This is a genomic window from Algoriphagus aurantiacus (assembly GCF_035156405.1).
In the GTDB taxonomy this organism is placed as follows: Bacteria; Bacteroidota; Bacteroidia; order Cytophagales; family Cyclobacteriaceae; genus Algoriphagus; species Algoriphagus aurantiacus.
This window is the reverse complement of the sequence record NZ_JAXRUT010000011.1, coordinates 46,511-69,566: the sequence shown is the minus strand read 5'-3', so window position 1 is coordinate 69,566 and position 23,056 is coordinate 46,511. Positions and strand designations below refer to the sequence as shown.

The 23,056-nt window shown below is 41.2% G+C and carries 23 protein-coding genes; 12 read left to right on the top strand and 11 right to left on the bottom strand.

Annotation, left to right across the window (positions count from 1 at the left end):
• Positions 1–5: 5 nt before the first annotated feature.
• Positions 6–2,312, bottom strand: a complete 2,307-nt coding sequence (locus SYJ56_RS12500; protein ID WP_323834538.1) for a penicillin-binding protein 1A — start codon at positions 2,310–2,312, stop codon at positions 6–8.
• A 3-nt stretch (positions 2,313–2,315) separates the two neighbouring features.
• Entirely contained in the window at positions 2,316–4,937 is a 2,622-nt protein-coding gene (porW, locus tag SYJ56_RS12495; RefSeq protein WP_323834536.1) for a type IX secretion system periplasmic lipoprotein PorW/SprE, read from the bottom strand.
• Between the two features lie 146 nt (positions 4,938–5,083).
• Between porW and SYJ56_RS12490 the strand changes: the two genes are divergently transcribed.
• The 8 genes from SYJ56_RS12490 to atpG all read left to right on the top strand — a co-directional run bounded on the left by SYJ56_RS12490 (position 5,084) and on the right by atpG (position 10,768).
• On the top strand, positions 5,084–5,314 hold the full coding sequence (locus SYJ56_RS12490) for an AtpZ/AtpI family protein (protein ID WP_323834534.1): 231 nt from the start codon (positions 5,084–5,086) through the stop codon (positions 5,312–5,314).
• A 61-nt stretch (positions 5,315–5,375) separates the two neighbouring features.
• On the top strand, positions 5,376–5,741 hold the full coding sequence (locus SYJ56_RS12485) for a hypothetical protein (protein WP_323834532.1): 366 nt from the start codon (positions 5,376–5,378) through the stop codon (positions 5,739–5,741).
• Between the two features lie 19 nt (positions 5,742–5,760).
• Positions 5,761–6,786, top strand: coding sequence for a F0F1 ATP synthase subunit A (gene atpB / locus SYJ56_RS12480; RefSeq protein WP_323834530.1), 1,026 nt, complete (start codon positions 5,761–5,763; stop codon positions 6,784–6,786).
• A gap of 39 nt (positions 6,787–6,825) precedes the next feature.
• The gene (atpE, locus tag SYJ56_RS12475) at positions 6,826–7,083 is read left to right on the top strand and encodes an ATP synthase F0 subunit C (protein ID WP_111318661.1); all 258 of its coding nucleotides are present in this window, start codon (positions 6,826–6,828) and stop codon (positions 7,081–7,083) included.
• A 78-nt stretch (positions 7,084–7,161) separates the two neighbouring features.
• Positions 7,162–7,656 carry a F0F1 ATP synthase subunit B gene (locus tag SYJ56_RS12470; protein WP_323834528.1) on the top strand — a complete coding sequence of 165 codons (495 nt, stop codon included), beginning with the start codon at positions 7,162–7,164 and terminating at the stop codon, positions 7,654–7,656.
• Between the two features lie 9 nt (positions 7,657–7,665).
• Positions 7,666–8,226: an ATP synthase F1 subunit delta gene (atpH, locus tag SYJ56_RS12465; RefSeq protein ID WP_323834526.1), complete on the top strand. Its 561-nt coding sequence runs from the start codon at positions 7,666–7,668 to the stop codon at positions 8,224–8,226.
• Between the two features lie 24 nt (positions 8,227–8,250).
• Positions 8,251–9,828, top strand: coding sequence for a F0F1 ATP synthase subunit alpha (gene atpA / locus SYJ56_RS12460; protein ID WP_323834524.1), 1,578 nt, complete (start codon positions 8,251–8,253; stop codon positions 9,826–9,828).
• Between the two features lie 64 nt (positions 9,829–9,892).
• Positions 9,893–10,768, top strand: coding sequence for an ATP synthase F1 subunit gamma (gene atpG, locus SYJ56_RS12455; RefSeq protein WP_323834522.1), 876 nt, complete (start codon positions 9,893–9,895; stop codon positions 10,766–10,768).
• Between the two features lie 447 nt (positions 10,769–11,215).
• Here atpG and SYJ56_RS12450 read toward each other — a convergent pair whose 3' ends face one another.
• On the bottom strand, positions 11,216–11,854 hold the full coding sequence (locus SYJ56_RS12450; RefSeq protein WP_323834520.1) for a GDSL-type esterase/lipase family protein: 639 nt from the start codon (positions 11,852–11,854) through the stop codon (positions 11,216–11,218).
• A gap of 104 nt (positions 11,855–11,958) precedes the next feature.
• Between SYJ56_RS12450 and SYJ56_RS12445 the strand changes: the two genes are divergently transcribed.
• Positions 11,959–12,798 (top strand): hypothetical protein, encoded by an 840-nt coding sequence (locus SYJ56_RS12445; protein ID WP_323834519.1) that lies wholly within the window; start codon positions 11,959–11,961, stop codon positions 12,796–12,798.
• Here SYJ56_RS12445 and SYJ56_RS12440 read toward each other — a convergent pair.
• Complete coding sequence (locus SYJ56_RS12440) at positions 12,795–14,153, bottom strand: acyl-CoA dehydrogenase family protein (RefSeq protein WP_323834517.1); 1,359 nt, start codon at positions 14,151–14,153, stop codon at positions 12,795–12,797. The genes SYJ56_RS12445 and SYJ56_RS12440 overlap by 4 nt on opposite strands.
• Before the next feature lie 39 nt (positions 14,154–14,192).
• Here SYJ56_RS12440 and SYJ56_RS12435 point away from each other — a divergent pair, with 39 nt between their 5' ends.
• Positions 14,193–14,792 carry a class I SAM-dependent methyltransferase gene (locus SYJ56_RS12435; RefSeq protein WP_323834516.1) on the top strand — a complete coding sequence of 200 codons (600 nt, stop codon included), beginning with the start codon at positions 14,193–14,195 and terminating at the stop codon, positions 14,790–14,792.
• Here SYJ56_RS12435 and SYJ56_RS12430 read toward each other — a convergent pair.
• The 4 genes from SYJ56_RS12430 to SYJ56_RS12415 form a co-directional block, all read right to left on the bottom strand.
• Complete coding sequence (locus tag SYJ56_RS12430; protein WP_323834514.1) at positions 14,771–15,667, bottom strand: helix-turn-helix domain-containing protein; 897 nt, start codon at positions 15,665–15,667, stop codon at positions 14,771–14,773. The genes SYJ56_RS12435 and SYJ56_RS12430 overlap by 22 nt on opposite strands.
• A 44-nt stretch (positions 15,668–15,711) precedes the next feature.
• A complete protein-coding gene (locus tag SYJ56_RS12425; RefSeq protein WP_323834512.1) occupies positions 15,712–15,996 on the bottom strand; it encodes a DUF983 domain-containing protein in 285 nt (94 codons plus the stop codon).
• A 205-nt stretch (positions 15,997–16,201) separates the two neighbouring features.
• Positions 16,202–17,551: a neutral/alkaline non-lysosomal ceramidase N-terminal domain-containing protein gene (locus SYJ56_RS12420; RefSeq protein WP_323834510.1), complete on the bottom strand. Its 1,350-nt coding sequence runs from the start codon at positions 17,549–17,551 to the stop codon at positions 16,202–16,204.
• Between the two features lie 5 nt (positions 17,552–17,556).
• Complete coding sequence (locus SYJ56_RS12415) at positions 17,557–18,720, bottom strand: AIR synthase related protein (protein ID WP_323834508.1); 1,164 nt, start codon at positions 18,718–18,720, stop codon at positions 17,557–17,559.
• A 131-nt stretch (positions 18,721–18,851) separates the two neighbouring features.
• Between SYJ56_RS12415 and SYJ56_RS12410 the strand changes: the two genes are divergently transcribed.
• Positions 18,852–19,046: a type II toxin-antitoxin system VapB family antitoxin gene (locus SYJ56_RS12410; protein ID WP_323834507.1), complete on the top strand. Its 195-nt coding sequence runs from the start codon at positions 18,852–18,854 to the stop codon at positions 19,044–19,046.
• Positions 19,043–19,435, top strand: a complete 393-nt coding sequence (gene vapC / locus SYJ56_RS12405) for a type II toxin-antitoxin system VapC family toxin (protein WP_323834506.1) — start codon at positions 19,043–19,045, stop codon at positions 19,433–19,435. The genes SYJ56_RS12410 and vapC overlap by 4 nt, the downstream gene beginning before the upstream one ends.
• 174 nt (positions 19,436–19,609) lie before the next feature.
• Here the strand turns inward: vapC and hemH are convergent, their stop codons facing one another.
• The 3 genes from hemH to SYJ56_RS12390 all read right to left on the bottom strand — a co-directional run bounded on the left by hemH (position 19,610) and on the right by SYJ56_RS12390 (position 22,835).
• Complete coding sequence (hemH, locus tag SYJ56_RS12400; protein ID WP_323834505.1) at positions 19,610–20,662, bottom strand: ferrochelatase; 1,053 nt, start codon at positions 20,660–20,662, stop codon at positions 19,610–19,612.
• A 100-nt stretch (positions 20,663–20,762) separates the two neighbouring features.
• Positions 20,763–21,998 carry a cation:proton antiporter gene (locus SYJ56_RS12395; protein WP_323834504.1) on the bottom strand — a complete coding sequence of 412 codons (1,236 nt, stop codon included), beginning with the start codon at positions 21,996–21,998 and terminating at the stop codon, positions 20,763–20,765.
• Between the two features lie 6 nt (positions 21,999–22,004).
• Positions 22,005–22,835, bottom strand: coding sequence for a universal stress protein (locus SYJ56_RS12390; protein ID WP_323834503.1), 831 nt, complete (start codon positions 22,833–22,835; stop codon positions 22,005–22,007).
• Between the last annotated feature and the right edge of the window lie 221 nt (positions 22,836–23,056).

The following is a 23,056-nucleotide window of genomic DNA, read 5'->3' as shown; positions in this document are numbered from 1 at the left end:
TTATTCTAGAAATCGTTTTTCTTCGCATCGTAATCAAAATCAGCAAATCGTTGGCTTTCCTTTTCATAGACATCGCAATCTATCTCTATACTTAGTGGTCGATCTGGTCTAGGGAAAGGCCCCTTGGTATATCCTAAACTTTCATCCGCATATACTTTTGTCATATAATTTACCCAAATAGGTCTAGCAGTTCTTCCGCCTTGTCCTTCTATCCAGCTTCTAAAATGGATAGCGCGATCATCACCACCAACCCAAGTCCCACTCACTAGGTCTTTACTCATACCTATGTACCATCCGTCGGATGCATTTTGAGTCGTTCCTGTCTTACCTCCAAGTTCATTTCCTTCACGAAGCGAATAAGGCACACCTTGGCTGGTTCCAGCCTGTTCTTCAAATCCTCCTCTAAGCATATAAGTCATTAAGTAGGCATGCTCCTCGCTCATTGCTGGTCTTTTCTTAGTGGTGAATTGTTGGATTACATTTCCATTTTTATCTTCAATTCTATCAATGTAGAAAGGTGTGGTATGCTCACCTTTATTGACAAATGTTCCAAAAGCTCCCACCATTTCGAAAATGGAGACATCATTTACTCCTAAAGCCAACGCTGGTACTTCTTCTAAGTCACTTGTTACACCTAATCTGCGGGCTGTTTCCACTACTATTTTTGGACTCAGCTTCTTCATCATGTAAGCAGTGACAGAGTTGACTGATTGTGCCATGGCCTGTCGAATAGTCATCTTCTCATAAGTGAATTTGCTATTTGCATTAGAAGGACTCCATGCCGGTTGACCCGGAATATAGACTTCCACTGGCTGATCGATAACGCTATAACATGGGCTGTATCCATTTTCAATTGCCGCGGCATATACGAATGGTTTGAAGGTAGATCCCGGCTGTCTCTTACCTCTCATTACGTGATCAAACTTAAAATATTTATGATCCAATCCACCTACCCAAGCTTTGATCTGTCCGGTGTGTGGATCCATACTCATAAATCCTGTTTGAAGGAATTTTTTGTAATATCTGAGGGAATCCATGGAACTCATCAGTGTATCTACTTCTCCTTTTTCCCAAGAAAACACTTTCATTTGCTTCTTTTCATTCAGCTTGAGATTAATGGAATCAGTGTCGTCTCCATATCTAATCCTTAGCAGTCTGTAAACTTCTGTCCTTCTTACTGCATCTTCAATGAAATTCGGAATTACCTGGTTATTTTCATCTACCCATGGATCTCTTGTGCCCATTTCCTTATAAAACTTTCCTTGTAAGACTTCCATGTGATCAGCTACTGCTTCTTCTGCATAGCGCTGCATCCGGCTGTCGATGGTGGCATAAATCCTTAATCCATCTCCATACAAGTCATAAGTACTTCCATCAGATTTAAGGTTTTCCTTAACCCATTTTTGTAGGTCGGCTTTTACGATTTCTCTGAAATATGTTGCCAAACCCTTGTTTTGATTTGCCACACTGTAGTCTAGCTCAATTGGTAAAGCGGATAATGAATCAAACTCATCCCTGCTCAGGTAATCATTTCTCATCATCTGGGCAAGTACTGTATTTCTCCTCCTAAGTGAATTATCTGGATTGTACACAGGACTGTAGTAAGAAGGGGCTTTGAATAGGCCTACGAGTACTGCGGCTTCTTGCGTGGCTAGTTCTGAAGGTTTCTTATTGAAAAATGTCTCTGAAGCAGTTTTTATTCCGAATGCATTCGACCCGAAATCTGACGTATTGAGATAAAGTGTAAGAATCTCATTCTTAGTATAGGCTTTTTCCAATTGTGTGGCAACAATCCATTCCTTCGTTTTGATGATTAGCATGCGAAGCCCAGGAACCGAGCTGAGCAGACCATTGCTTGCATCCGTCCTTGTCTTAAAAAGGTTTTTGGCTGTTTGTTGGCTAAGAGTAGATCCACCGCCGGCATTTTGACCAAGCAGAATGGATTTGACAAATACCCGCAACATGGCCTTCATATCTATACCTGAGTGATCTTCAAAACGCACATCTTCCGTGGCAATCAGAGCATTGACTAGATTTGGAGAAAGTTCTTCGTAACTGACTGGACTTCTGTTTTCTCGAATATAACGTCCTAGAAGTAAGCCATCAGAAGAATATAATTCTGATGCGATTTCAGATTCAGGATTTTCCAAAGCTTTGAAGTCTGGAAGAGATCCAAATAGCCCAAGAAAATTGATACTGATCATCCAAACGAACAGAATGAAACCAAAAAATCCTGCTATAAAGGCGATCCAAAGGTACTTTACGGTCTTGGATACCCAGGTGGAAGTTTGGGGTTTTGCTTTATTACTCATAGTTTACTTATAAGTGGACTTGAAGAAAGTCCTGTATTCCTCTAAATTTTTGCTTTTGTGCAGTACTTGAAAGTTTTCAATCGATATCACGAATGAATTGGATTTCACCTCATCCGGAAGTCCTTCCGACTTGAATTCTTTTTGAAACTTACTATAATACTCTTTTGCTTTTTCGGCATTTGAAAAAGGGCTAATGATGAAAATCGAATTCTCCCTGTTCATAGTCATATTCCCTGTTCTCAATCTTTCCTTAGAGAAATTTGCAGTATGAAAACTCTCTAAATCTGGCAAAAGACTTTTTGCAGCTTCTTCCTGCCCTGGTTCCATCGCAATCACAAAAATGTGAGTTGAAGTTTCACTGTATGTATAGGGTGACTCAGCCAACGTCTCATCTTCTCCTTTGCCTGTCAATTCCATGTTCTCAACTTGGGTGGAATCACTTGCTTCTATTTCTTTAGGATTAAGTTCTGCCAGTTCTGCCTGAGATAGCATAGGTTTCAGCATATTCCTTGCCAATTCTACTAAATTCGAATCTTGAGAATTCTGAATATAACTTTCCAGTCGATCTCTGTATCTGGCGCGGCTTTCAGTTTTGCCTGTAACCATGATATCTAGTAGTAGAAGTCGCTCTGTATTTCGAGTAAGTGGATATTCTTCTAGAGCAGATTTTATAATCGTTTTACTGGACTGATATTGACCGTCATAGTATGTATTATAAGCTTGCTCGTATCTTTTTGAGGATTCCACATAGGCCAAATTGCCAGAGGCTGCATCAGGATTATTTACAGAAAAAGTGTATTGAGATTCAGGAAACTCGCTGTTTAGACGACTGACATATTGCTGTGAATTTCCTCCCAAATCTTTTCGTGCCAAGTACAATAAATAATAAGCTTCTGGTTTTCTAGTCGAAATAGGATATTCACTAACCAATGTTTCTAGGTTATCAATACTCTGCTCGGTTTCTTTTAGGTCAAAGTATAAGAGTTTGCCTAATTCAAAATAGGACTCTTCTAATTCTAGATTTAGCGTTTCGATTTGTTCAGGAGAATTTGGGATCTCCGCTAAAAGATTATCCAAAGTTGGTAATTGACTGACAAGGCTTTCAGTTTCTGTAGCCGTAGAGTCACTTTCTATTGGCTCGGCAATAGTAGGGGCAGTACTTTGGAAGCTCATAGCACTTCTTCTCCAATTATCCTGCAAAGGTCGGTTTCCCCAAGTTCTTCTGAAATCTATAGCGCCTTGCTGCATCGCAACACTATTGTCAAAGTAAAATGAAGAACCAGAGCCTCTGTCACTGAACGCTAAAAGATTGTCGAAAATACTAGTGCTTTGTGGTTTTTGAAGTGCCTCCGCCTCATTCATCAGTCGCTTTTCTTCTGATTTTATATGATTTTCAGCAACTAGTTTTTGCTCATCTGGAGTTAATTTCGCTAAGGTCAGTAAACTGTCGTTGCCTTGGATTCGCTCAAAGTGGAATACATACTGATCCAGGGATTCTTTCTGGCTTGTAATTTCAATAGCGACTGGATCACTTTCATTGATATGAGTGAGAGCAGAATCTAAATAATACTTGGTTGCCCGGTAATCTTTGAATTCAGCAAGATTTATTTCTGCGAGTTTCTGGTAGATATAGCCTTTCACCCGTGGGTTACTGCCAGGTTCTTTTGCAGCTTGGTGGAGTAAATCAAGGGTAAGCTCAGTATCTCCCTGTTTCTCTTCAAAAAGAGCCATTTCGTAAATCACCACATCTTTTAAATCGCTGTTCTTTGGATCTTCATAGAGATCATTATAGTATTTACGGACTTTCCTCAGATCTTTTGACGCATTTAGTTCTGCTACCTGTTGTGCATATAGTTGTGCATAAAAGCTGCGTTCATAGGGAGGATTTCCTATCAGGGACTTTTCATAATATTCATGAGCCAAAGCATCAAAGCCTTCGCGCTGATAGCGTTGAGCGAGAATAAAGTTGATTCTAGACTCTTCTTTAATACTTTGAGAATATTCTATGGCTTTGTCCAAAGCACCAATTACACCACTTTTGTCTCCTCTTTTTTCGTAATAATAGGCGAGCGTTCTGTAGAGTTCATACCGATTTTCCTCTGATATTCCACTTTCTTTAGAGAGATAGTCAATGGTGAAGTTCGCATTTTCAAATTCCCCCTGATCTACATAAAGGTGAAGCAAAGTGATTAGTGTCTGATGCCGTACGTCATCATTTTTGGAATTTACATTGATATATTTAAACGTGTTTTGTGCATCATCAAAATTTGATTGATAGTAATCGAGTTTTCCGAGTATATAATAACTGTCATCTACCCAATTGCTTATTTTGTGCCATTCTATAGCTTTAGAAGCCAATTCACGGGAAGATTGAAGTTTCTCCGCGTTGGATTGTATAGTTGCCGAATCAAGTGGAATAAAGACAGGAAGGATCTGCGTGTAGTCTTCTTTGTAATTCTGAAAAACTTCAGCTTCTACTTCTTTCAATTTGACATCTGCAAGGTAGTAGGCATTGAAATGCGCAGTGACATTGTGAAATGTCCTGTTAACAAAGGTGTTGCGCTCAGATGAGCACGCGCCGCAAAAAATTAGAATGATTACTGATAACCTGGAAAATATCCTCATGAGTTGTTTTGCCCAATTCAAGTAGCAAAATAGGTCTTTTGATTTACTTAGTGAACGAATTCTGTGGTCTATTATTTGTACCGTATCAACTCCTTATGAGATAACTTTATGATTATTAACAAAATTAAGCTTTCTAAGCAGTTGTTATGAGCCAAGACGATAAAGATTACAAGCCAAAGGGTACCCCGGTTTATGTGAAATACATAGGACTTTCCTTTCAGCTTTTTGGGATAATAGGGGCAGGAACTTGGTTTGGCTGGTGGCTACAACAGAAAAGCGATATGAAATTTCCCATCTGGTTACTTCTGTTCTGTTTCCTGTCGATTATCCTTGCTTTCTACCAGCTCTGGATGTCCATGAAGCAGGATAATAAGTGAGTTAAAAAAAATGAAGTAATTTTGCAGGCAAAAGTCAAAAACTATGCGCTTGCCTAAAAATATGCACCTTCAATTCCTGCTTTTCTCAGCTGCCGTCGCAGGGTTGATCGGTTTATTTTGTGTTTTATTGCCGGATATTGTACACGAAAAGATCTGGAACATTTATTTTTTCATGCTAATTCTGTCCTTTTTGATCAGCTTATTGAACGGGTTTCTGTTGAAATCATTTGCAGAAAATTTCTTCAATATCATGGTATTAGCTATGATTCTGAGATTTATAGCTACAATTGTCTTTATAGGATTGGCTGTTTGGCCAGGGATGGAGAAGATAATTCTGTTTATCGCAGATTTCTTCGTAGTTTTTTTGTTCTACTTAGTTTTTGATATCTACACCTTTCTGTCTAACTTGCGCCCGATTTCAAAGTAGCCCTCAAAAAATAGAGTTAATGAAGCGTAAAATACTGGCCCTAAGTCTTTTAATTTCAGCATTTTTGCTCGTTTTTAATAGCAGCACTTTTGCCGCAGGGCAAGAAGAAGACAAGACTAGCTTCATCATGCATCACGTGAAGGATTCACATGAATGGCATTTGGTGACTTTGGGACATACTCATGTCACTCTTCCTCTTCCTGTTATCGTCTATTCTGGTGATAGAGGATTAGAGTTTTTTAAATCTTCTGATTTTCAAAATCACGAAACTCATGCCTTTGGTCAAGAGTATGCACACGAAGGATACTTCATCGATGAGCATGACCATTTAGGTAGAGTAGATGGAGCGAGCTTCATTGAATTCTCCATCACCAAAAACGTGGTTATGCTATTTATAGTGTTAATCGTAGTTGGTTGGTTAGCTCTTTCTGCGGCTTCATTCTACAAGAAAAACGGTGCTGTCGCTCCAAAAGGTGCCGCTGCGATCATTGAGCCAATTGTTATTTTCGTACGAGATGATATTGCAAAAGAGGCTATTGGCCCACAGTATAAGCGCTTTGTGCCTTACTTGATTACACTTTTCCTTTTTGTATGGTTTGGTAACTTACTTGGGCTTATCCCAGGAGCTGCTAACATGACTGGAAATATTGCAGTCACCATGGTGTTGGCAGTATTGACATTTATCATCACCAATGTGAATGGTAATAAAGATTACTGGAAGCACGTCTTTATGACGCCAGGTGTACCGCCACTGATGTTGCTGATTATCGTTCCTGTAGAGATTATTGGTTTGTTTACCAAGCCTTTCGCTTTGATGGTTCGACTTTTCGTGGCCATTACAGCAGGACACATTGTAATCCTAGGCTTTATAGCTTTGGCCTTTATTTTCGAATCGTATACTATCGGTGTGGCAAGTACCCTGATGGTTACCTTTATAAATCTAATTGAGATATTAGTTGCTACTATTCAGGCTTATGTATTCACGTTGTTCTCAGCGATGTACATTGGTTCTGCAGTAGCCGACCATTCTCATGCAGATCATTAATTTTAGTAATTTCTTTGTTCAATTTATAAATTCAAACTTATGTTAACTATTATCTTGTTGACTGCTGGTTACGCTCTAATGGGAGCTGGTATCGGTGCAGGTATTGTTGCGATTGGCGCAGGCCTAGGTATCGGTCGTATTGGTGGTCAGGCTATGGAAGCTATTGCTCGTCAGCCTGAGGCTGCTGGTAAAATCCAGGGTGCAATGTTGATTATTGCAGCCTTGATTGAGGTGGTTTCCCTGTTCGCAGCGGTAATCTGTTTGTTGATCGCGCTAAACATCGCGGAGATCGCATAATTTACATTGAAAAGGGATTGGCGTTAGGCTTTTCCCTTTTCTTTCTTCTATTGAACAATCTGAAATAAAACATACTCCATGGATTTAATTACACCAGGTACCGGTCTTATTTTCTGGCAATTATTTGGCTTTTTGGGCCTACTTTTCATTCTAATCAAGTTTGCGTGGAAGCCTATGCTAGCTGCTTTGGACGAAAGAGAAGGTAGTATCAATAATGCATTGAAAGCTGCTGAGACTGCCAGAAATGAAATGGCAAACTTGAAAGCGGAGAATGAGAAACTTCTTGCTGAGGCCAGACTGGAAAGAGATACAATTTTGAAGAAGGCTCAGGATACTTCTGTGAAAATGATCGATGAGGCTAAAGCGGATGCCGTGAAAGTTGGCGCTCAAATGATAGAGAATGCTAAAGCAGTCATCGAAACTGAGAAGAAAGCTGCTTTGGCAGATGTGAAAAATCAGGTTGCTTCTCTTTCTTTGGACATTACAGAGAAATTGTTGAGAGCAAATCTTTCTGATGACAAGTCTCAAAAGGATTTGGTAGAAGGATTCATCAAAGAACTTAAGCTTAACTAATACACCTCCATGTCAAACCAGAGAGTAGCATCCCGCTATGCCAAGTCAATCATGGAACTTTCTTTGGAAAAAGGAAGACTAGAGGAGGTGCATAGAGATTTTCAAAGGCTGACTGCTTTGGCAGATAGTGATTACGAATTGGAAGTGGTTCTTAAGAATCCAGTGATCAATTCTGATAAGAAACTGAATATTCTAAAAGCACTTTTTGCTAAAGAATCTGATCCACTTACGATGACGTTCTTTGTGATCGTTTCCCGAAAGAATAGGGAAGGGATTCTTCTTGATGTAGCAAAGGAGTTTGAAAACCAATATAATCTACATAAGTCTATTCAGGTAGCTGAAGTGACTACAACTTTCCCTATTGATGACATGCTTCGTAAGGAGTTTGCTGAGGTAGTGAAAGAGATTTCTGGTAAGCAGACAGTACAGTTGGTAGAGAAAATAAATCCAGACTTAATAGGCGGATATATTTTGAAAATAAATGATCGTCAGCTTGACGAGTCATTGAGTAGCAAACTAAGACAATTGAAAACTCGGTTTGCCCAAAATCATTACGATAGTAAAATTTAATCAAAAGCATAATCTTAATATATCATGGCAGAAGTAAGACCTGATGAAGTTTCGGCAATTTTAAGGGAGCAACTCTCTGGTGCAAGAACCGAAGCTGAACTCGAAGAAGTGGGTACAGTCCTTCAAGTGGGGGATGGTGTCGCTCGTATCTATGGACTTTCTAAGGCGCAGTCCGGTGAATTGCTCGAATTCGACAATGGTCTGAAAGCAATGGTACTTAACCTTGAGGAAGACAATGTAGGAGCTGTACTTTTCGGTGATTCCAAAGGGGTTAAAGAAGGTGATACAGTAAAGAGAACTAAGAGAATTGCTTCACTTCAAGTAGGTGAAGGGATGCTTGGCCGTGTAGTGGATACCTTGGGTAATCCTATCGACGGTAAAGGCCCTATCACTGGTGACTTGTACGAAATGCCTTTGGAGCGTAAAGCTCCAGGTGTAATCTATCGTCAGCCGGTAACCGAGCCTCTTCAGACAGGTATCAAATCTATTGATGCGATGATTCCAATCGGTAGAGGACAAAGAGAATTAGTAATTGGTGACCGTCAGACTGGTAAGACTGCCGTAGTTATCGATGCTATTTTGAACCAAAAAGAATTTTACGATAAAGGTGAGCCAGTTTTCTGTATCTACGTTGCGATCGGTCAGAAAGCATCTACCGTTGCTGGTGTAGTAGCAGCTTTAGAAAAAGGTGGAGCACTTCCTTATACAGTGGTAGTTGCGGCTCCGGCATCTGAGCCAGCTCCAATGCAGTTCTTTGCGCCATTTACCGGAGCTTCCATCGGTGAATTTTTCCGGGATACAGGTCGTCCGGCATTGGTTGTCTATGATGATCTTTCTAAGCAAGCAGTAGCTTACCGTGAAGTATCTCTACTATTGAGAAGACCTCCGGGACGTGAAGCTTATCCTGGTGACGTATTCTACCTTCACTCAAGATTGCTCGAAAGAGCTGCGAAAATCAATAAGTCTGATAAAATCGCTCAGGAGATGAACGATTTGCCAGATTCTATCAAGCATTTGGTAAAAGGTGGCGGGTCTTTGACAGCACTTCCAATTATCGAAACTCAAGCTGGTGACGTTTCCGCATATATCCCGACTAACGTAATCTCTATTACTGACGGTCAGATTTTCCTTGAAACTAACTTGTTCAACTCTGGTATCCGTCCTGCGATTAACGTAGGTATCTCTGTATCTAGAGTAGGTGGTAACGCACAGATCAAAGCAATGAAGAAAATTGCCGGTACTTTGAAATTGGATCAGGCAGCCTTCCGTGAATTGGAAGCATTCTCTAAGTTTGGTTCTGATCTAGATGCCACTACCAAACGTACTATCGAGAGAGGAAGAAGAAACCAAGAGATCTTGAAGCAAGCTCAGTACTCTCCAGTATCTGTAGAGCATCAGGTAGCTATTATCTACGCTTCTACCAAAGGATTGATGGATACAGTTCCTGTGGAAAAAGCCAGAGCATTTGAGAAAGAATTCTATACACTATTGGATACTTCTTATCCTGAGGCTCTTGAGTTGATCCTAAAAGGTGACGTGGATGGAGCAGGAAAAATTCTTTCCAAGGCAGCTGCAGAATTAGCTCCTAAATTCGCAAAATAATTGATTTGAATTCCGGGGGGCAGCAGCCTTCCGGTTATTTATACCCTAGCACAACGCAAGCAAGATGGCTAACCTTAAGGAAGTAAAGGAACGGATAACCTCAGTAGTCTCTACCCAGCAGATTACTAAGGCCATGAAAATGGTGTCCGCCGCCAAACTTAGAAGAGCTCAGGACAAAATCGTACAGATGCGTCCTTACTCTCAGAAGTTGACACAGATCCTGAATAACGTATCAGCGTCTTCTGATGGAGCGGCAGATGTTGTTTTTGCTCAAAAGCGAGAAGTAAGAAATGTCTTGATCATTGCTGTGACTTCGGACAAAGGACTTTGTGGTGCTTTCAATTCAAATATCATTAAAGCAGTAAATCTTGCTATAGCTGGACAGTTTGCCGGTAAGGATATCACTATTCTTCCTATTGGTAAAAAGTCGTTTGAAGCATTCAAAAAGCGTGAAGTCAAGATGGTATCTGATTACTATCAGGTATTTCAGGATCTTACTTTCGACAATGTGAGAAATGCAGCAGAATATGCGATGAACTCATTTATTGCAGGAGAATACGATCAGGTTGTACTGGTTTTCAACGAATTCAAAAACGTAGCTACGCAGGAAGTTCAGTTGGAGCAATTTCTGCCAATGGCAAAAGAAGATTCCTCTGAAGAAGAGAAAACACCTGATACAGATTACCTTTTGGAACCATCCAGAAAGTACATTATCGAAGAGTTGGTTCCTACTTCATTGAAGATCCAATTTTATAAGGCTATTCTAGAAAGCAATGCATCAGAGCATGGCGCTAGAATGACTGCGATGGATAAGGCGACAGAAAACGCCGGTGAATTGCTGAAAGAGCTACGATTGATGTACAATAGAACACGTCAGGCAGCTATTACAAATGAAATTCTAGAAATAGTCTCTGGTGCTAATGCACTTGGAGGTAAGTAAGAAACGATAGACCTACTTTCCAAAACCATAACTCGCAAGGGTTGTGGTTTTTTTGTTTTTACTGCTGGTATAGCAAGAATGGTTTTTACCACAGAGGTCACGCAGAGAGCGCAACATAGTTATTCAATATTAGTCAAATTAGTTTTATCCTGAATGTCAGAATCGCCGAAGGCGGGAAGTCCTAATTCATAAAGCTTTTTTTATACTGATTTGGTCAACAGATCGTCATCAGGTAGCTATCGGATACGACTGAGCGATGTATTAGTGAAGAAGCAATCTCAGTTTCCTATCTCCGTTTTTCCATCCATCAAAGAGAAAATGATCCCATCGAGGGAGAGTGGAAGCAGATTGGGTTTGTAGGCAATAAAAAACCAACCCCCCCCAGATTTCTAAAAACCTAGAGGGTTTTACCAAACATCGGACTTCCAACTTCCAACCTCCCTCTTCCTACAACCTAATCGCCCGAGCAATCACACTAGCCATAATCCCCAAGCCTTCGGTATTGGGATGTACGCCGTCAGGAAGTAAATCAGCCTTGTCCATCAATGGAGTATATAAATCCACCAACTCAGAACCTGAATCCCTAGCTATATCCATGATCATCATTCGCTGCTCATTATTCATCACTTCGGGAGTGATTCCGAAATTTTCACGGGTTACAGGCACTGGCATGATTACATATACTTTGCCGTCTGCTGGCATGGTCTTTTTGAACTCAGCTATCATATCCAGGTAGTCCTGTCTGAATTCCGAAGCATATTTCCAGTTCTGGGGTTTAGAGTCATTCGTACCCAGCATAATCACGAGAATGTCCGCCTGAAAATCTTTCACTTGCTGAAACTGTGGCTCATTCCAATACGGATAATCTCCCTTGCGTAATAAAGTTCTACCGCTTACTCCAAAATTGGCTACTTCATATGCATCACCCAAAATTGCCTGCATCTGAAGTGGGTAACTCTCAGGATTGTCTCTGCCTGGCCCTTGCGTGATGCTGTTGCCTACACAGGCTACTTTGATGGGGGCTTGCGCAAAGGCGACCGTTGCAAAAGCGAAAAGTGCTACTAAAAGTAAATTGAATTTTTTCATATGATTAGGTATATGGGTTGAGAATTGATTGGTAAAATAGGGATTATACCTGAGCATTTACTGACCAACTATGGACTTTTGTCTATTCCAGCTATCTTTAATCCGTGCACTTTCTTTTCAGATTATATCAACGCATTACATGGCTTTCTATTGATGTGGTTCTCGGGGCTATGACGGGAATGCTTTTTTTTACACGGGTATTAAGAGTTGAGCTGGACTGGCAGGAATATGCCCTACTAGGGATGGCTGTTTGGTGTATTTATACAGCAGACCATTTGATGGATGCCAGGAAGTTGGCTCCAGATCATGGGAAAGACAGGCATCATTTTCACCTTATTTATCAGAAACCCTTGTTAGTCATACTAGGGATAGTTGGCTGTGTTGGATTGGTTTGGGCGATACAATTCTTTGGGTTTTCCCAAGAGTTGATTGTTGGAGCTGGACTCGGTGTATTGATTTTGGCGATTATGCTTGGGGTCAGAAAATTGGCAGCAAAGCAAGTTCGCCTGAAAGAACTCAGCTCAGCGGTATTCTACGTGGTGGGTATTGCATGGTTGCCATGGTATGAAACGCCTGAAATCGACTATACATGGACAGCTTTTGGCCTGACAATTCTATACATGGGATTGGCCTATTTGAATCTGATTATGCTATCCAGCTTGGATACTGAGTCGGACAAAGAAGCTGGGTTTTCATCCATTGCCACACTAATTCCTCAGGATAGACTCAATCCAAGAATTAGGCAGCTGGCAATCGGCTTGATTTTACTTGCTTTAATTGGATTGCTACTGGTAAATTCTTTGTACAGAATCTTCCCGGGTTTACTAGTGATTATGTTGTTCTTACATTATTTGAGCTTTTTCAACTGTGGCTTAAGCCCGGAGCAAATCAGAATGCGGATGGAAATTGTATTTCTGCTGCCAGCGATTTTGCTAGTGCTTTAGACAAAAGCACTATGTCCTGTAATCGCACGACCTACGATCAGTGAGTTGATTTCCTTGGTGCCTTCATAGCTATAAACTGCCTCGGCATCAGCTACAAATCTCGCGATGTCATAGCGGAGCAATATACCATTTCCTCCAAAGAGCTCCCGGGAATGATCTACAATGGAGCGCATTCTCAATGTGCAGAATACCTTAGCCAAAGAGGCATGCTCATCCTTTAGAATATCAGCATCCTGCATTTCTGAAAGGCGGAAAACCATCGTTTGCATCGCTGTCAAATCTCCTAACATAGTGACCAAAAGATCTTGAACAAGCTGGAAAGATGCAATAGGTCTTCCGAATTGCTTACGCTCATTAGTATAAGCCAAAGCCAACTCATAAGCACCTCGGGCACATCCTACGGCTTGCCATGCTACACCTGCTCTTGTCATCCGGAGAACTTTTGATGTGTCCCGGAATGAATTTGCTTCCTGCAATCTATCCGATTCTGGGACTTCACAATTTGTTAGTGTGATCAAGGCATTTTGCACTGTTCGCAACGCCATTTTATCTTCCAGTTTTTCTGCGAGAAATCCCGGATTGCCTTTTCTCACGATAAATCCTTTGACTTGCTGATCTTCCAAGTCTCGAGCCCAAATAATTGTCATATCTGAGAAGGTGGCATTTCCTATCCATTTCTTCTGGCCATTGAGTACCCAAGCATCGCCTTCTCGCTTGCAGGTTGTAGTCAAACCACCTGCTACACCAGATCCTACATCGGGTTCTGTTAAGCCAAATGCACCGATTTTCTCAAATTTCTGCATAGATGGCAGCCATTCTAATTTCTGGTCTTCCGATCCACAAAGGTAGATAGAGCCCATTGCCAGCCCACTTTGCACTCCGAAAAATGTAGAGATTGAAGTGTCTACTCTTGCCATTTCCATGGCTATAAATCCTTCCAGCAAAGCAGAGTGGCCTGGGCAGCCGTAGCCCTGATATGTCAACCCAGCAATATCTAATTCGGCCATTTTCGGAATGATCTGCATGGGAAATTCCCCTCGATTCCAATAGTCATTGGCGATAGGCTTAATCTCCCGTTCCATAAATTCACGCACCCGCAGTTGGATTGCCCGTTCATGGGGCTGTAGGGTTTGGCCTAACTCGTAAAAGTCTCCATTGATGGGAGGGATGGTTTTAGGTTTGCTGCCGCCTTTGAGCATCCCCATCATTTTTGACAGATCTTCTTCGCTCATCTGTGAGACCAAGCCAACCATTTTAGATATATCTACTTTTTGAGACAGCTTGGAAATCTGATCGAGATCGACACTGGATAAAAGTTGGCGTAATCCGCCGATGGTTTTAAATAGATTCTTCATATAAGGTTATTTTGGGAATTAGTTCATTCCTTTAAACTAGTGAAAGATCATTACAGTTTACTAGCTCCATTTTACAATCCTTTAGTCAGACTTGTGTTTGGGGATCAGCTGCAGTTTTCGAAAACCTGCTTTTTGAGGAGGGATCGATTGTCAAATACGCTGATAATAGGAGGCGGAGATGGACGGGATTACCAGGCTTTTCAGCGTGACATTCAGGGAGAATATTGGGAGATTTCGGAGGCGATGATGAAGAGAGCACGTCAAAATCTCAACGGAAGTAACTTGGATTTTAAGCTTGGCTATTTCCGGTATCAGCCACAAGTTGATTTTGGTGAAATTTTGCTCCATTTTGTGTTGGACACGATGTCCGATGGGCAGATAAAGAGTCTTTTGATGGAAGTCAAAAAATGCATGAAACCAGAATCCAGAATCTATTTCGCCGACTTTTTCGCGCCCAAAAAACTTTCCCAGAAGATTTTGAACTACTCCATGATTTCTTTTTTTAGGATAGTGGTCGGGCATATTCGGCCTTCATTGCCCAAGTACGAGGATATTTTTTTGGAATGTGGGTTTCGGAAAACCAGTGAGAGAAGCTTTTTAGATGGCTGGGTAAAGGCTCAGGTCTGGCTAGCTGAATGATGAGCGCTCGTACGGAATTCCTCAGGGGTGAGAGAAATATTGTTTTTGAAAAATCTACTGAAGTAACTTGGATCATCAAATTTCAACCTAAAGGCTATTGCAGAAATAGTTAAATCTGAATGAACCAGTAGTCGCTTTGCTTCAAGCATGACTCTTTCTTGAATTAATTTTGAAATGGTTTTCCCTACTTTTTTCTTGATCAGAGAGTTAAGCTGTTTGAGAGTCATGTTCATCCTATCTGTATAAAAATTAACTTCACGGTTATTGGAAAAATTTGAATCAATCAATAGTTCAAGTTTTTGGAATTGACTCGAACTGAGCTCTAGATGAAGTGGCGTTGGATTTTTCTCCATGTAAATACGGTGAGCATTTGTAAGCAGAATATCCGTAAAGGATTTTAGTAGATCAAGGCTCGCCCATCTCGGATGCATTACCTCAGACTCGATCTTTTCCATATAAAAATTCATCTCATTCATCTCTTCTGGCCGCAACTCCAGCTTTGGTGAGGTGAGGTTAGAGTGAAAGAATGAAAAGCTGTTTAGTTTGGTCAGCGGAAACAGCGAAGTGTAGAAATCGGAGCTAAAAAACAGAATATGGCCATTGGTGTCTTTTGATAAGGTCCAGGAATGAACCTGGCCAGGAGAAAGGAAAAATGCCGAATTAGGATTTACCGAGTAATAGTTGAAATCGATGAGATGATTTCCCCTTCCTTGAGTAAACAACACTAGGATGAAAAAATCGTGTTTGTGTGGCTTTTGGATGAACTGGTGGGTAATCAAGTGCTTGTTCAGCCGTGAATAATAAAAGTGATCAGGGGCATTTGACGGATTTTCGAAATCGGGAATTTGATAAGTCGGAAGTGTCTGCTTTAGCATAGATGAATTTCTCAAAAATCCGCCAAAAACCAATAAAACTGTCTCTATGAAACATAGTTCTGGATGGCTTTTTCCTTGCTATAGGGAATGAAGATAGCGATCCAAATTGACCTACTGAGCCGAAAAATAAGCGGAAAACACAGGATCGCTGCAACTCCTATCACAGACAATAAGAGGCTTAATGAATAGACAGGGTAAATCACCTCCAGCATGACCCAGGCAGTGATGAAAAGAGCCGTATTGATCGCATAGCTGATAAACATGGCTCCAAAATAATACCCAGGCTCAGGCTCAAAAGATTGATTGCAGTGACTGCAAACCTTGTTCATTTGAAATAGGCTGGATAGTTTAGAAAGTTTTGCTTCGGCAAACATTTTACCCGTATGACATCTTGGGCATGTGCATTTGCAGATGCTCTGTAGTGTGGAATCTTGACTCTGGACTTTCATGGATTATCCTTTTTTACAAAGATAAATCATGTCAGCGGATGGGATACAGGACAAAATCTACAATTGTTAGGATATAAATGCTTCCTTAATTTCCCGCTTTTTCGATTACTTTTTTGATCAACTCCTCAAAGTATTTTCCATTTCCCGGGCCATACCAATTCATTCCACGCACCTCATGGTAGTTTTCGTCATATAATTCGTCAGGAGTAATGTAGCCGATGTAGCCACCATTGAAAGTAGTGATAATCAAGTTCAAGCCTTTGCTTTGCGACAGCTTCTCCCATTCCTCATAGAATACGCCGGAGATTTCTCCGCTTGATGCGATCATCAGTGTGTTGCCTATTTGGGTAATGTCAAGATGAGCATTGGTCTCGCCAAGCAAATAATTGAACAGCCAGGGACGTAATCGAATGTTATCTGTAATCCTAAGTTGCGGAGCTCGCAATGAAATCGGCAAGTGGCCAGTTCGGATCTGGTAATTTCTTACTGTATCCAAATAAGTCATCCGTAAGTTCAGAGTCGAGTCCAGTTTATGTGCATACAGTTCGACCATTTCTGGTGTGTTTCCTGGTCTTAATGGCCTATGGCTTCCTACAGTGCCAGCAGCATACATGGCAAATTCAAACTCGCCAGCTTCCAGCTCTTTTGTGAGATAAAAAGGATAGTCCCCAGACAGCCCCATAAACTTGGTGCTCATCGTGGTAGCATGCGCCGAATAGGTAAGGAAAGTGGCTTTTTCCCCAGACTTTTTGGTGAAAATAAGCTGGCGGACAAATGGATCTGTCGGTCCATCTTTAACAAATCTATTGGCTACCAAATCACCTGCATCTGATTTGCGGTAGGAAATAGAAGCGGTGTCTTGGGCAGCAATGGCTTTTTGCAAAGCTGAAAGACTACGCGAAACCATCATATCTACCATGCTTTGGTCATAGCCCCCGAAAGCCATTTCTCCCATTGGGCCAGGCATGTATCCACCCATTCCGGAGTGGGTGTGTGTAGCAGTGAAAATTACCTGCTCTATCGGAAGTTTTGCTTCTTTAATAGCCTTCTGAATTTGTTCTGCCAAAGCAGGATGTACGATCAGCAATTCATAATTGAGCCAAGCAACCCGAGCTTTTCCATTGGAAAGTGTCAGCGCTTTGACGTAGCTGCTATCCTGAACAAACTCGTATTTTCCTCTAGGTGCATACCCTACCAAATCTGCCGGCTCAGCTGGGGTCATATTTACCCTAGACCAGCCAGCTATCCAAGTGTCACCCTGAGAATTTGAAAAAGTGGCTTGATTTAATCTCTCAAAAGTTTCCGTGTAAAAATCCTGATCATGAATCGGTGAGCGATCTACTTTAGTTAGTACGATCAAGGCAATTGCCACCAAAACAACGAAAGTCCAACATAGGACTTTCGTTGTTTTTAATAAGATGCTCTTAGCGCTCATTCTGCTTAGTATTCAAAAGTACCGTGTGGGCTGTTGATGGTCACTTTTTTGCCTTGGTGAGGCTCTACCCGACCGATGATCTGTGCTTCTACACCATAGGATTCGGCGATGTCGATAATCTCCTCAGCATAACGCTCATCAAGATAGACTTCCATTCTGTGTCCCATGTTGAAGACTTTGTACATCTCTTTCCAATCCGTACCGCTTTCCTCCTGAATAATTTGGAATAGTGGAGGAGTCTCAAAAAGATTGTCTTTGATCACATGCACATCATCAACAAAGTGAAGAACTTTTGTCTGCGCCCCACCGCTGCAATGAACCAAGCCATGAATTCTAGATCTCATGTAATTGAGCACATCTACCATGATTGGTGCATAAGTTCTGGTAGGAGATAGTACAAGCTTTCCAATATTCACCGGTGCGCCGGGAGCTGGATCGGTCAAGTTATATTTTCCAGAGTAAACAAGATCTTCCGGTACAGATGGATCAAAGCTCTCAGGGTATTTTGTTTTCAAAACTTTATTGAACACATCATGGCGGGCAGAAGTCAGTCCGTTGCTTCCCATGCCACCATTATAGGATGTTTCATATTTTGCCTGACCAAAAGAAGCTAAACCTACGATCACATCACCACCTTGAATCTGATCATTGGAGATCACTTCATCGCGTCGCATTCTACAGGTGACGGTACTGTCCACGATTATTGTCCTTACCAAGTCACCGACATCAGCAGTTTCACCTCCGGTCAGTACTGCATTTACTCCATTATCCCGTAGCATTTGAAGTACCTCTTCAGTGCCTTCGATGATCGCGGCGATCACTTCCCCAGGAATTAGATTTTTGTTTCTTCCTATGGTAGATGAAACGAGGATATTATTAATCGCACCCACACAAAGCAAGTCATCGGTATTCATGATGATGGCGTCCTGCGCGATTCCTTTCCATACGCTTACATCACCAGTTTCTTTCCAATAGGAATATGCCAATGAGGATTTGGTACCGGCGCCGTCTGCATGCATGATATTGCAGTATTCAGGATCGTTCCCAAGGGTGTCTTCTACGATTTTGCAAAATGCTTTTGGATAAAGCCCCTTATCAAGTTTTGAAATGGCCTGATGCACATCTTCTTTGGAGGCGGAAACTCCGCGCTGCATGTATCGCTCGTTCATGGCGGCAAAGTTAATAGGTTCTATGCAAAATGGGTGATTAAGGAGGGTAAAGTTGAAGTGGCTAAATACATGATGTAAACTAGTTTTTGAGATATTTAAGAATGTGTATATTGTATAAAATTATACACATCATGAGAACGAACATTGAAATTGATGAAAAGCTAATGGAAGAAGCAATGAAGGCTTCTGGCTTGACTACAAAGAAGGCTACCGTAGAGGAAGGTTTGAGGTTGATTCTGACCTTAAAAAAACAAAAAAGGATTAAGGAATTTCGAGGGAAAATGAAATGGGAGGGTGATTTGGAAGAAATGCGGACTGACTCATGATTTTGGTAGATTCTTCTGTGTGGATAGACTATTTTAACGGAAGAAAGAATTTACAAACTGATTTTTTGCATGAAATACTAGGAAAGGAAATCATCTGTACGGGCGATTTGATAATGACAGAAGTTCTGCAAGGATTTAATTCTGATCAGAGCTTTTCAAATGCAACAGAGTTTTTCGAGGATTTGCATTTTTTCAATTTAGGAGGAAAAGACTTAGCAATCTCGGCAGCTAAGCATTTCAGATTCTTAAGGAAACAAGGAGTTACCATTCGTAAAACAATAGATGTTTTGATTGCGACATTTTGCATCAAAAATGAAGTTGTTCTTCTTCACAATGACAAAGACTTTGAACCATTTATTATACACTTCGGATTAAAATCTGCGATTTAAAAAATTCAAAAACCTTTGTTTGAGGAGTTCAATTAAATAAATCAAGTCCAGCTTCTGGAGAAGCAGGCCAACCGTGATCTTCTACTACGCCGCCGTTCGTGTCACTCGAATGGTTACTACATGGCTCCCACTAATGAACTGTGCTCTCCGTGAAAATCTCCGCGTTCCCCGTGGTTAAAAAGACGCTTGATGAGTAACACTGGAATGCTCCAGCACCATTTCCTTCACGCATTCCACCCAAGTATCTTCAGAATTCAAGCTTGGAACCAAATCCCATTCTTCTCCGCCAGCTTCCAAGAATTTATCTCGGTATTCTCCGGCTACTTCCACGGTGGTTTCTAGGCAGTCAGCAACAAAAGCAGGAGAAAAGGCAAGTACTTTCTTCACACCCTTCGCTGCCAATTCATCAATTACTTCATCAGTGTATGGTTTTACCCAAGGGTCTTTTCCTAATCTAGACTGAAAGCAGTTCACCGTCTTCTCTTCAGGGATTCCCAATTTACCGGCAATCAGACGTGTAGTCTGAAAGCATTGAGCACGATAGCAATAATGATTTTTTGCCCCATATTTATTACAGCAGGCACCAAGTTGGCAATAACCGTCCACTGAGCCTTTGAGAATCTGGCGTTCAGGAAGTCCGTGGTATGAGAAGAGAATTTTATCGTAATCTTTTTCTTTTAGCATTGCTCTACCACGCTCCGCCCAAGCTTCCAGGAATAATGGATGCTCTATGAAATTACTGATAAATGAAATGTCAGGAATAATCTGCCAACCTCTAGCTATTTCCATCACTTTGTCCTGAACAGACCCTGTGGATGCAGAGGCATATTGTGGAAAGAGTGGCAATACAATGATTTTGGTCACATGTGCTTTTCGTAATTCTGTAAGACCAGCTTCTATCGAGGGTGTTTGATAGCGCATCGCAATAGCCACTTTGTACTGCTTGGGATCAAGCTTTTCTATCAATCGGTCTCTAAGATCTTCTGTATGAAAAAGCAAGGGAGAGCCTCGGTCTGTCCAAAGTTTGCGGTATTCGTGAGCTGATTTAGGCGCGCGAAAAGGTGCTATGATAAGATTGATCAGCATCCACCTAGAGATAAATGGAATATCGATCACACGACCGTCCATTAGAAATTCACGAAGGTATTTTCTTACGTCGCCGGTAGCGGTACTATCTGGAGTTCCCAGGTTAACCAGCAAAACGCCGGTTTTTCCGGTTTTAGTCATGTTTGCTCTTATTGTGAGGATTTCTGATTCAGAACCCAAAAATACGTCCGATTGTTAGATTTCGCCAATTGATCTTCAGAATCGGTCATTGAAAAAACATTTAGATTTTCAGATTTCTCGCCCATCCAATCAAAGGACCTGCACTCATACTGGCGATAATCGCCAAAATTACCAATCCAATAAAGAGAGGTTCAGTTACCAATCCATTCTCTAAAGCTATCAATCCCAACACAATATCCATACTTCCACGCGTACTCATGCCAAAGCCAGCGATGATGGATTCTTTGCGTGGAACTCCTGCGAGTCGTCCCCCAAAATAGGCTCCATAATATTTCGTCACTAACCCGACAATAATTACAACTCCGACGACTCCTGGGTCAAATCCAGTGATAAAGTTTACCTTCAGTCCAATCGAAACAAAGAAAATAGGGGCGAAAATATTGTTGATGAACTGGTGTAGAATTTCCTTGGCTTTTTCTGTCAAATACTCGGAATCTCCAAGTGCTACACCAATGATGAAAGCACCAAATATGGCATGGATTCCAATAAATTCTGTGAATGATGCAGCCAAAAAGCAAAGTGCCAATGATAAAGAGAGTAAGCCTCCAGGCCATGCTAACTTTTTGTTGATCCACGGCAGTACTTTATTGATCAGTCCCTTTCCGACAGTCAACATGACTAGGGTAAATAGTAAGGTTAGCCCAATGGTGGGCCAAACTCCCAAGCCTTCACTTCCAGATTCTGATAGCGATAAAATCACTGAGAATACAAGCCACCCGAGTACATCTACTATCATCGCACCGGCTATAATTAGCAAGCCTGAGGAGGTTTTGAACAGGTTCAAATCCATAAGTATTCTGGCCACTATAGCGAGCCCTGTGATGGAAATAGCCAGTCCAAAAAAGGTGGAAGCGACTACTCTGTCATTGATATTGACTCCCAGGAACTCCGGGAAAGCGTACGCCACCACAAATCCAGCAATAATTGGTAGGACCATCGAGGCTACTGCTATATACAAAGCTTTTTTGCCCTGACTCCACACAATATGCAGTTCCACTTCCAGACCCGCGATGAATAGCAATAGCACAACGGAAATCTGCACGAAGCCATCGAAGGCTATATTGGTCATTTCATGCGCACCAAATAAATATTCATGCGCACCGGGGAAGAAATTTCCAAGGATGGTTGGTCCTAGGATAATTCCTGCAAATATTTCACCCACCACGGCAGGTTGTTTGAATTTTCTTGCGAGTTCAGCAAAGACTCTTGCCAGAATAAGAATAGATGCGAGTTGAAGGAGTAAATTAATTACCTCCTTATGGTCTAAGGTTTCCATGGAGGTTTAATTTTTTACGATAAGTAAATTACATGGCAAAGTGCTCAATAAATCTTCCAAGTGATGTGGAAAAATTCTGTCGAAGAAATTGAGATTATAATCATCTCCCACGACGAGAAGATCTGCGTCGATTTTTTCACAGAACCTTGCTAACTCCACAGCCCATCTTCCACCAGTCACTTTAATGTTTATTTTCAAGTTTCCCTTATCTATCTTTTTTAAAATCTCTTCCACATACTGCATTTCATTCTGCACTAGCTGTCGGCGAGTCTGTGAAGCTTCCTCTTCCGAATCTTCGCTTGCTGTCCCCATCTGCAAACCATACATTTTTATTTCGTTCAAGATATAAACATGTTCAGCTTTGACGTATTTGGAAAAATCAATTCCACTCTCGATCACATGAGCAGTAATATCCAGTTGGGTTCCATTGAGAACTACTTTTTCAAAAACTGTAGAATCAATCTTGGGTTCAATTAATGTTAAAACCGAGCATGGAGCTTTACGGATAATTTTTCTACCTACTGATCCCATATAGTAGGTTAAAAATCCCTCGCGTTTCAAGGCCCCGGCCACCAACAAATCAGCTTTTTCTTCTTTGCACGCTTCGATGATCATTCTTACAGGCTTTCCCTCTTTCCAGATAAGCTTGGTTTTAAGGTTGTCCAAACCTGTTTTGGTGATGATCTCGTCTAGTTTGGCTTCTAGTTCATCGGTTTTCTTGCCGATATGAATGAGAATCAGATCAGATCCAAAAAGCTGGACGAGTCGTTTGGTTTCAGAAATCAAAGCTTCCATCCGAGGAGAAAAAGCTATGGCAAGGGCTACTTTTTGATACATTTTGAAAAGGAGATGCTGTTAAATAAGCGAATTTTCCTCATCTGTCCAACATCTCTTTTATAACTCCATTTATCCCGATCAATATCCATTCACGGGCTATTTCTGCATTCAGAAAAAGGAAAGGGCGTTTTCTCCCGAATTTTTAGTAAAATTTAGGTACCGATCTTTTTAAGGATTTGGCAAATCAGAAAATTAAAACCCAATGGATTTATGAAATCGAG

Excerpts from the sequence above, each read along its gene's own strand:
- SYJ56_RS12415 (WP_323834508.1), bottom strand. The coding sequence starts at position 18,720 with ATGAACGAGCGATACATGCAGCGCGGAGTTTCCGCCTCCAAAGAAGAT.
- SYJ56_RS12485 (WP_323834532.1), top strand. The coding sequence starts at position 5,376 with ATGCACCTTCAATTCCTGCTTTTCTCAGCTGCCGTCGCAGGGTTGATC.
- atpH (WP_323834526.1), top strand. The coding sequence starts at position 7,666 with ATGTCAAACCAGAGAGTAGCATCCCGCTATGCCAAGTCAATCATGGAA.
- SYJ56_RS12390 (WP_323834503.1), bottom strand. The coding sequence starts at position 22,835 with ATGTATCAAAAAGTAGCCCTTGCCATAGCTTTTTCTCCTCGGATGGAA.
- hemH (WP_323834505.1), bottom strand. The coding sequence starts at position 20,662 with ATGACTAAAACCGGAAAAACCGGCGTTTTGCTGGTTAACCTGGGAACT.
- SYJ56_RS12425 (WP_323834512.1), bottom strand. The coding sequence starts at position 15,996 with ATGAACAAGGTTTGCAGTCACTGCAATCAATCTTTTGAGCCTGAGCCT.
- porW (WP_323834536.1), bottom strand. The coding sequence starts at position 4,937 with ATGAGGATATTTTCCAGGTTATCAGTAATCATTCTAATTTTTTGCGGC.
- SYJ56_RS12470 (WP_323834528.1), top strand. The coding sequence starts at position 7,162 with ATGGATTTAATTACACCAGGTACCGGTCTTATTTTCTGGCAATTATTT.
- SYJ56_RS12450 (WP_323834520.1), bottom strand. The coding sequence starts at position 11,854 with ATGAAAAAATTCAATTTACTTTTAGTAGCACTTTTCGCTTTTGCAACG.
- SYJ56_RS12420 (WP_323834510.1), bottom strand. The coding sequence starts at position 17,551 with ATGAGCGCTAAGAGCATCTTATTAAAAACAACGAAAGTCCTATGTTGG.
- SYJ56_RS12430 (WP_323834514.1), bottom strand. The coding sequence starts at position 15,667 with ATGCTAAAGCAGACACTTCCGACTTATCAAATTCCCGATTTCGAAAAT.
- atpB (WP_323834530.1), top strand. The coding sequence starts at position 5,761 with ATGAAGCGTAAAATACTGGCCCTAAGTCTTTTAATTTCAGCATTTTTG.
- SYJ56_RS12440 (WP_323834517.1), bottom strand. The coding sequence starts at position 14,153 with ATGAAGAATCTATTTAAAACCATCGGCGGATTACGCCAACTTTTATCC.
- SYJ56_RS12395 (WP_323834504.1), bottom strand. The coding sequence starts at position 21,998 with ATGGAAACCTTAGACCATAAGGAGGTAATTAATTTACTCCTTCAACTC.
- atpA (WP_323834524.1), top strand. The coding sequence starts at position 8,251 with ATGGCAGAAGTAAGACCTGATGAAGTTTCGGCAATTTTAAGGGAGCAA.
- atpG (WP_323834522.1), top strand. The coding sequence starts at position 9,893 with ATGGCTAACCTTAAGGAAGTAAAGGAACGGATAACCTCAGTAGTCTCT.
- vapC (WP_323834506.1), top strand. The coding sequence starts at position 19,043 with ATGATTTTGGTAGATTCTTCTGTGTGGATAGACTATTTTAACGGAAGA.
- SYJ56_RS12500 (WP_323834538.1), bottom strand. The coding sequence starts at position 2,312 with ATGAGTAATAAAGCAAAACCCCAAACTTCCACCTGGGTATCCAAGACC.
- SYJ56_RS12490 (WP_323834534.1), top strand. The coding sequence starts at position 5,084 with ATGAGCCAAGACGATAAAGATTACAAGCCAAAGGGTACCCCGGTTTAT.
- atpE (WP_111318661.1), top strand. The coding sequence starts at position 6,826 with ATGTTAACTATTATCTTGTTGACTGCTGGTTACGCTCTAATGGGAGCT.
- SYJ56_RS12410 (WP_323834507.1), top strand. The coding sequence starts at position 18,852 with ATGAGAACGAACATTGAAATTGATGAAAAGCTAATGGAAGAAGCAATG.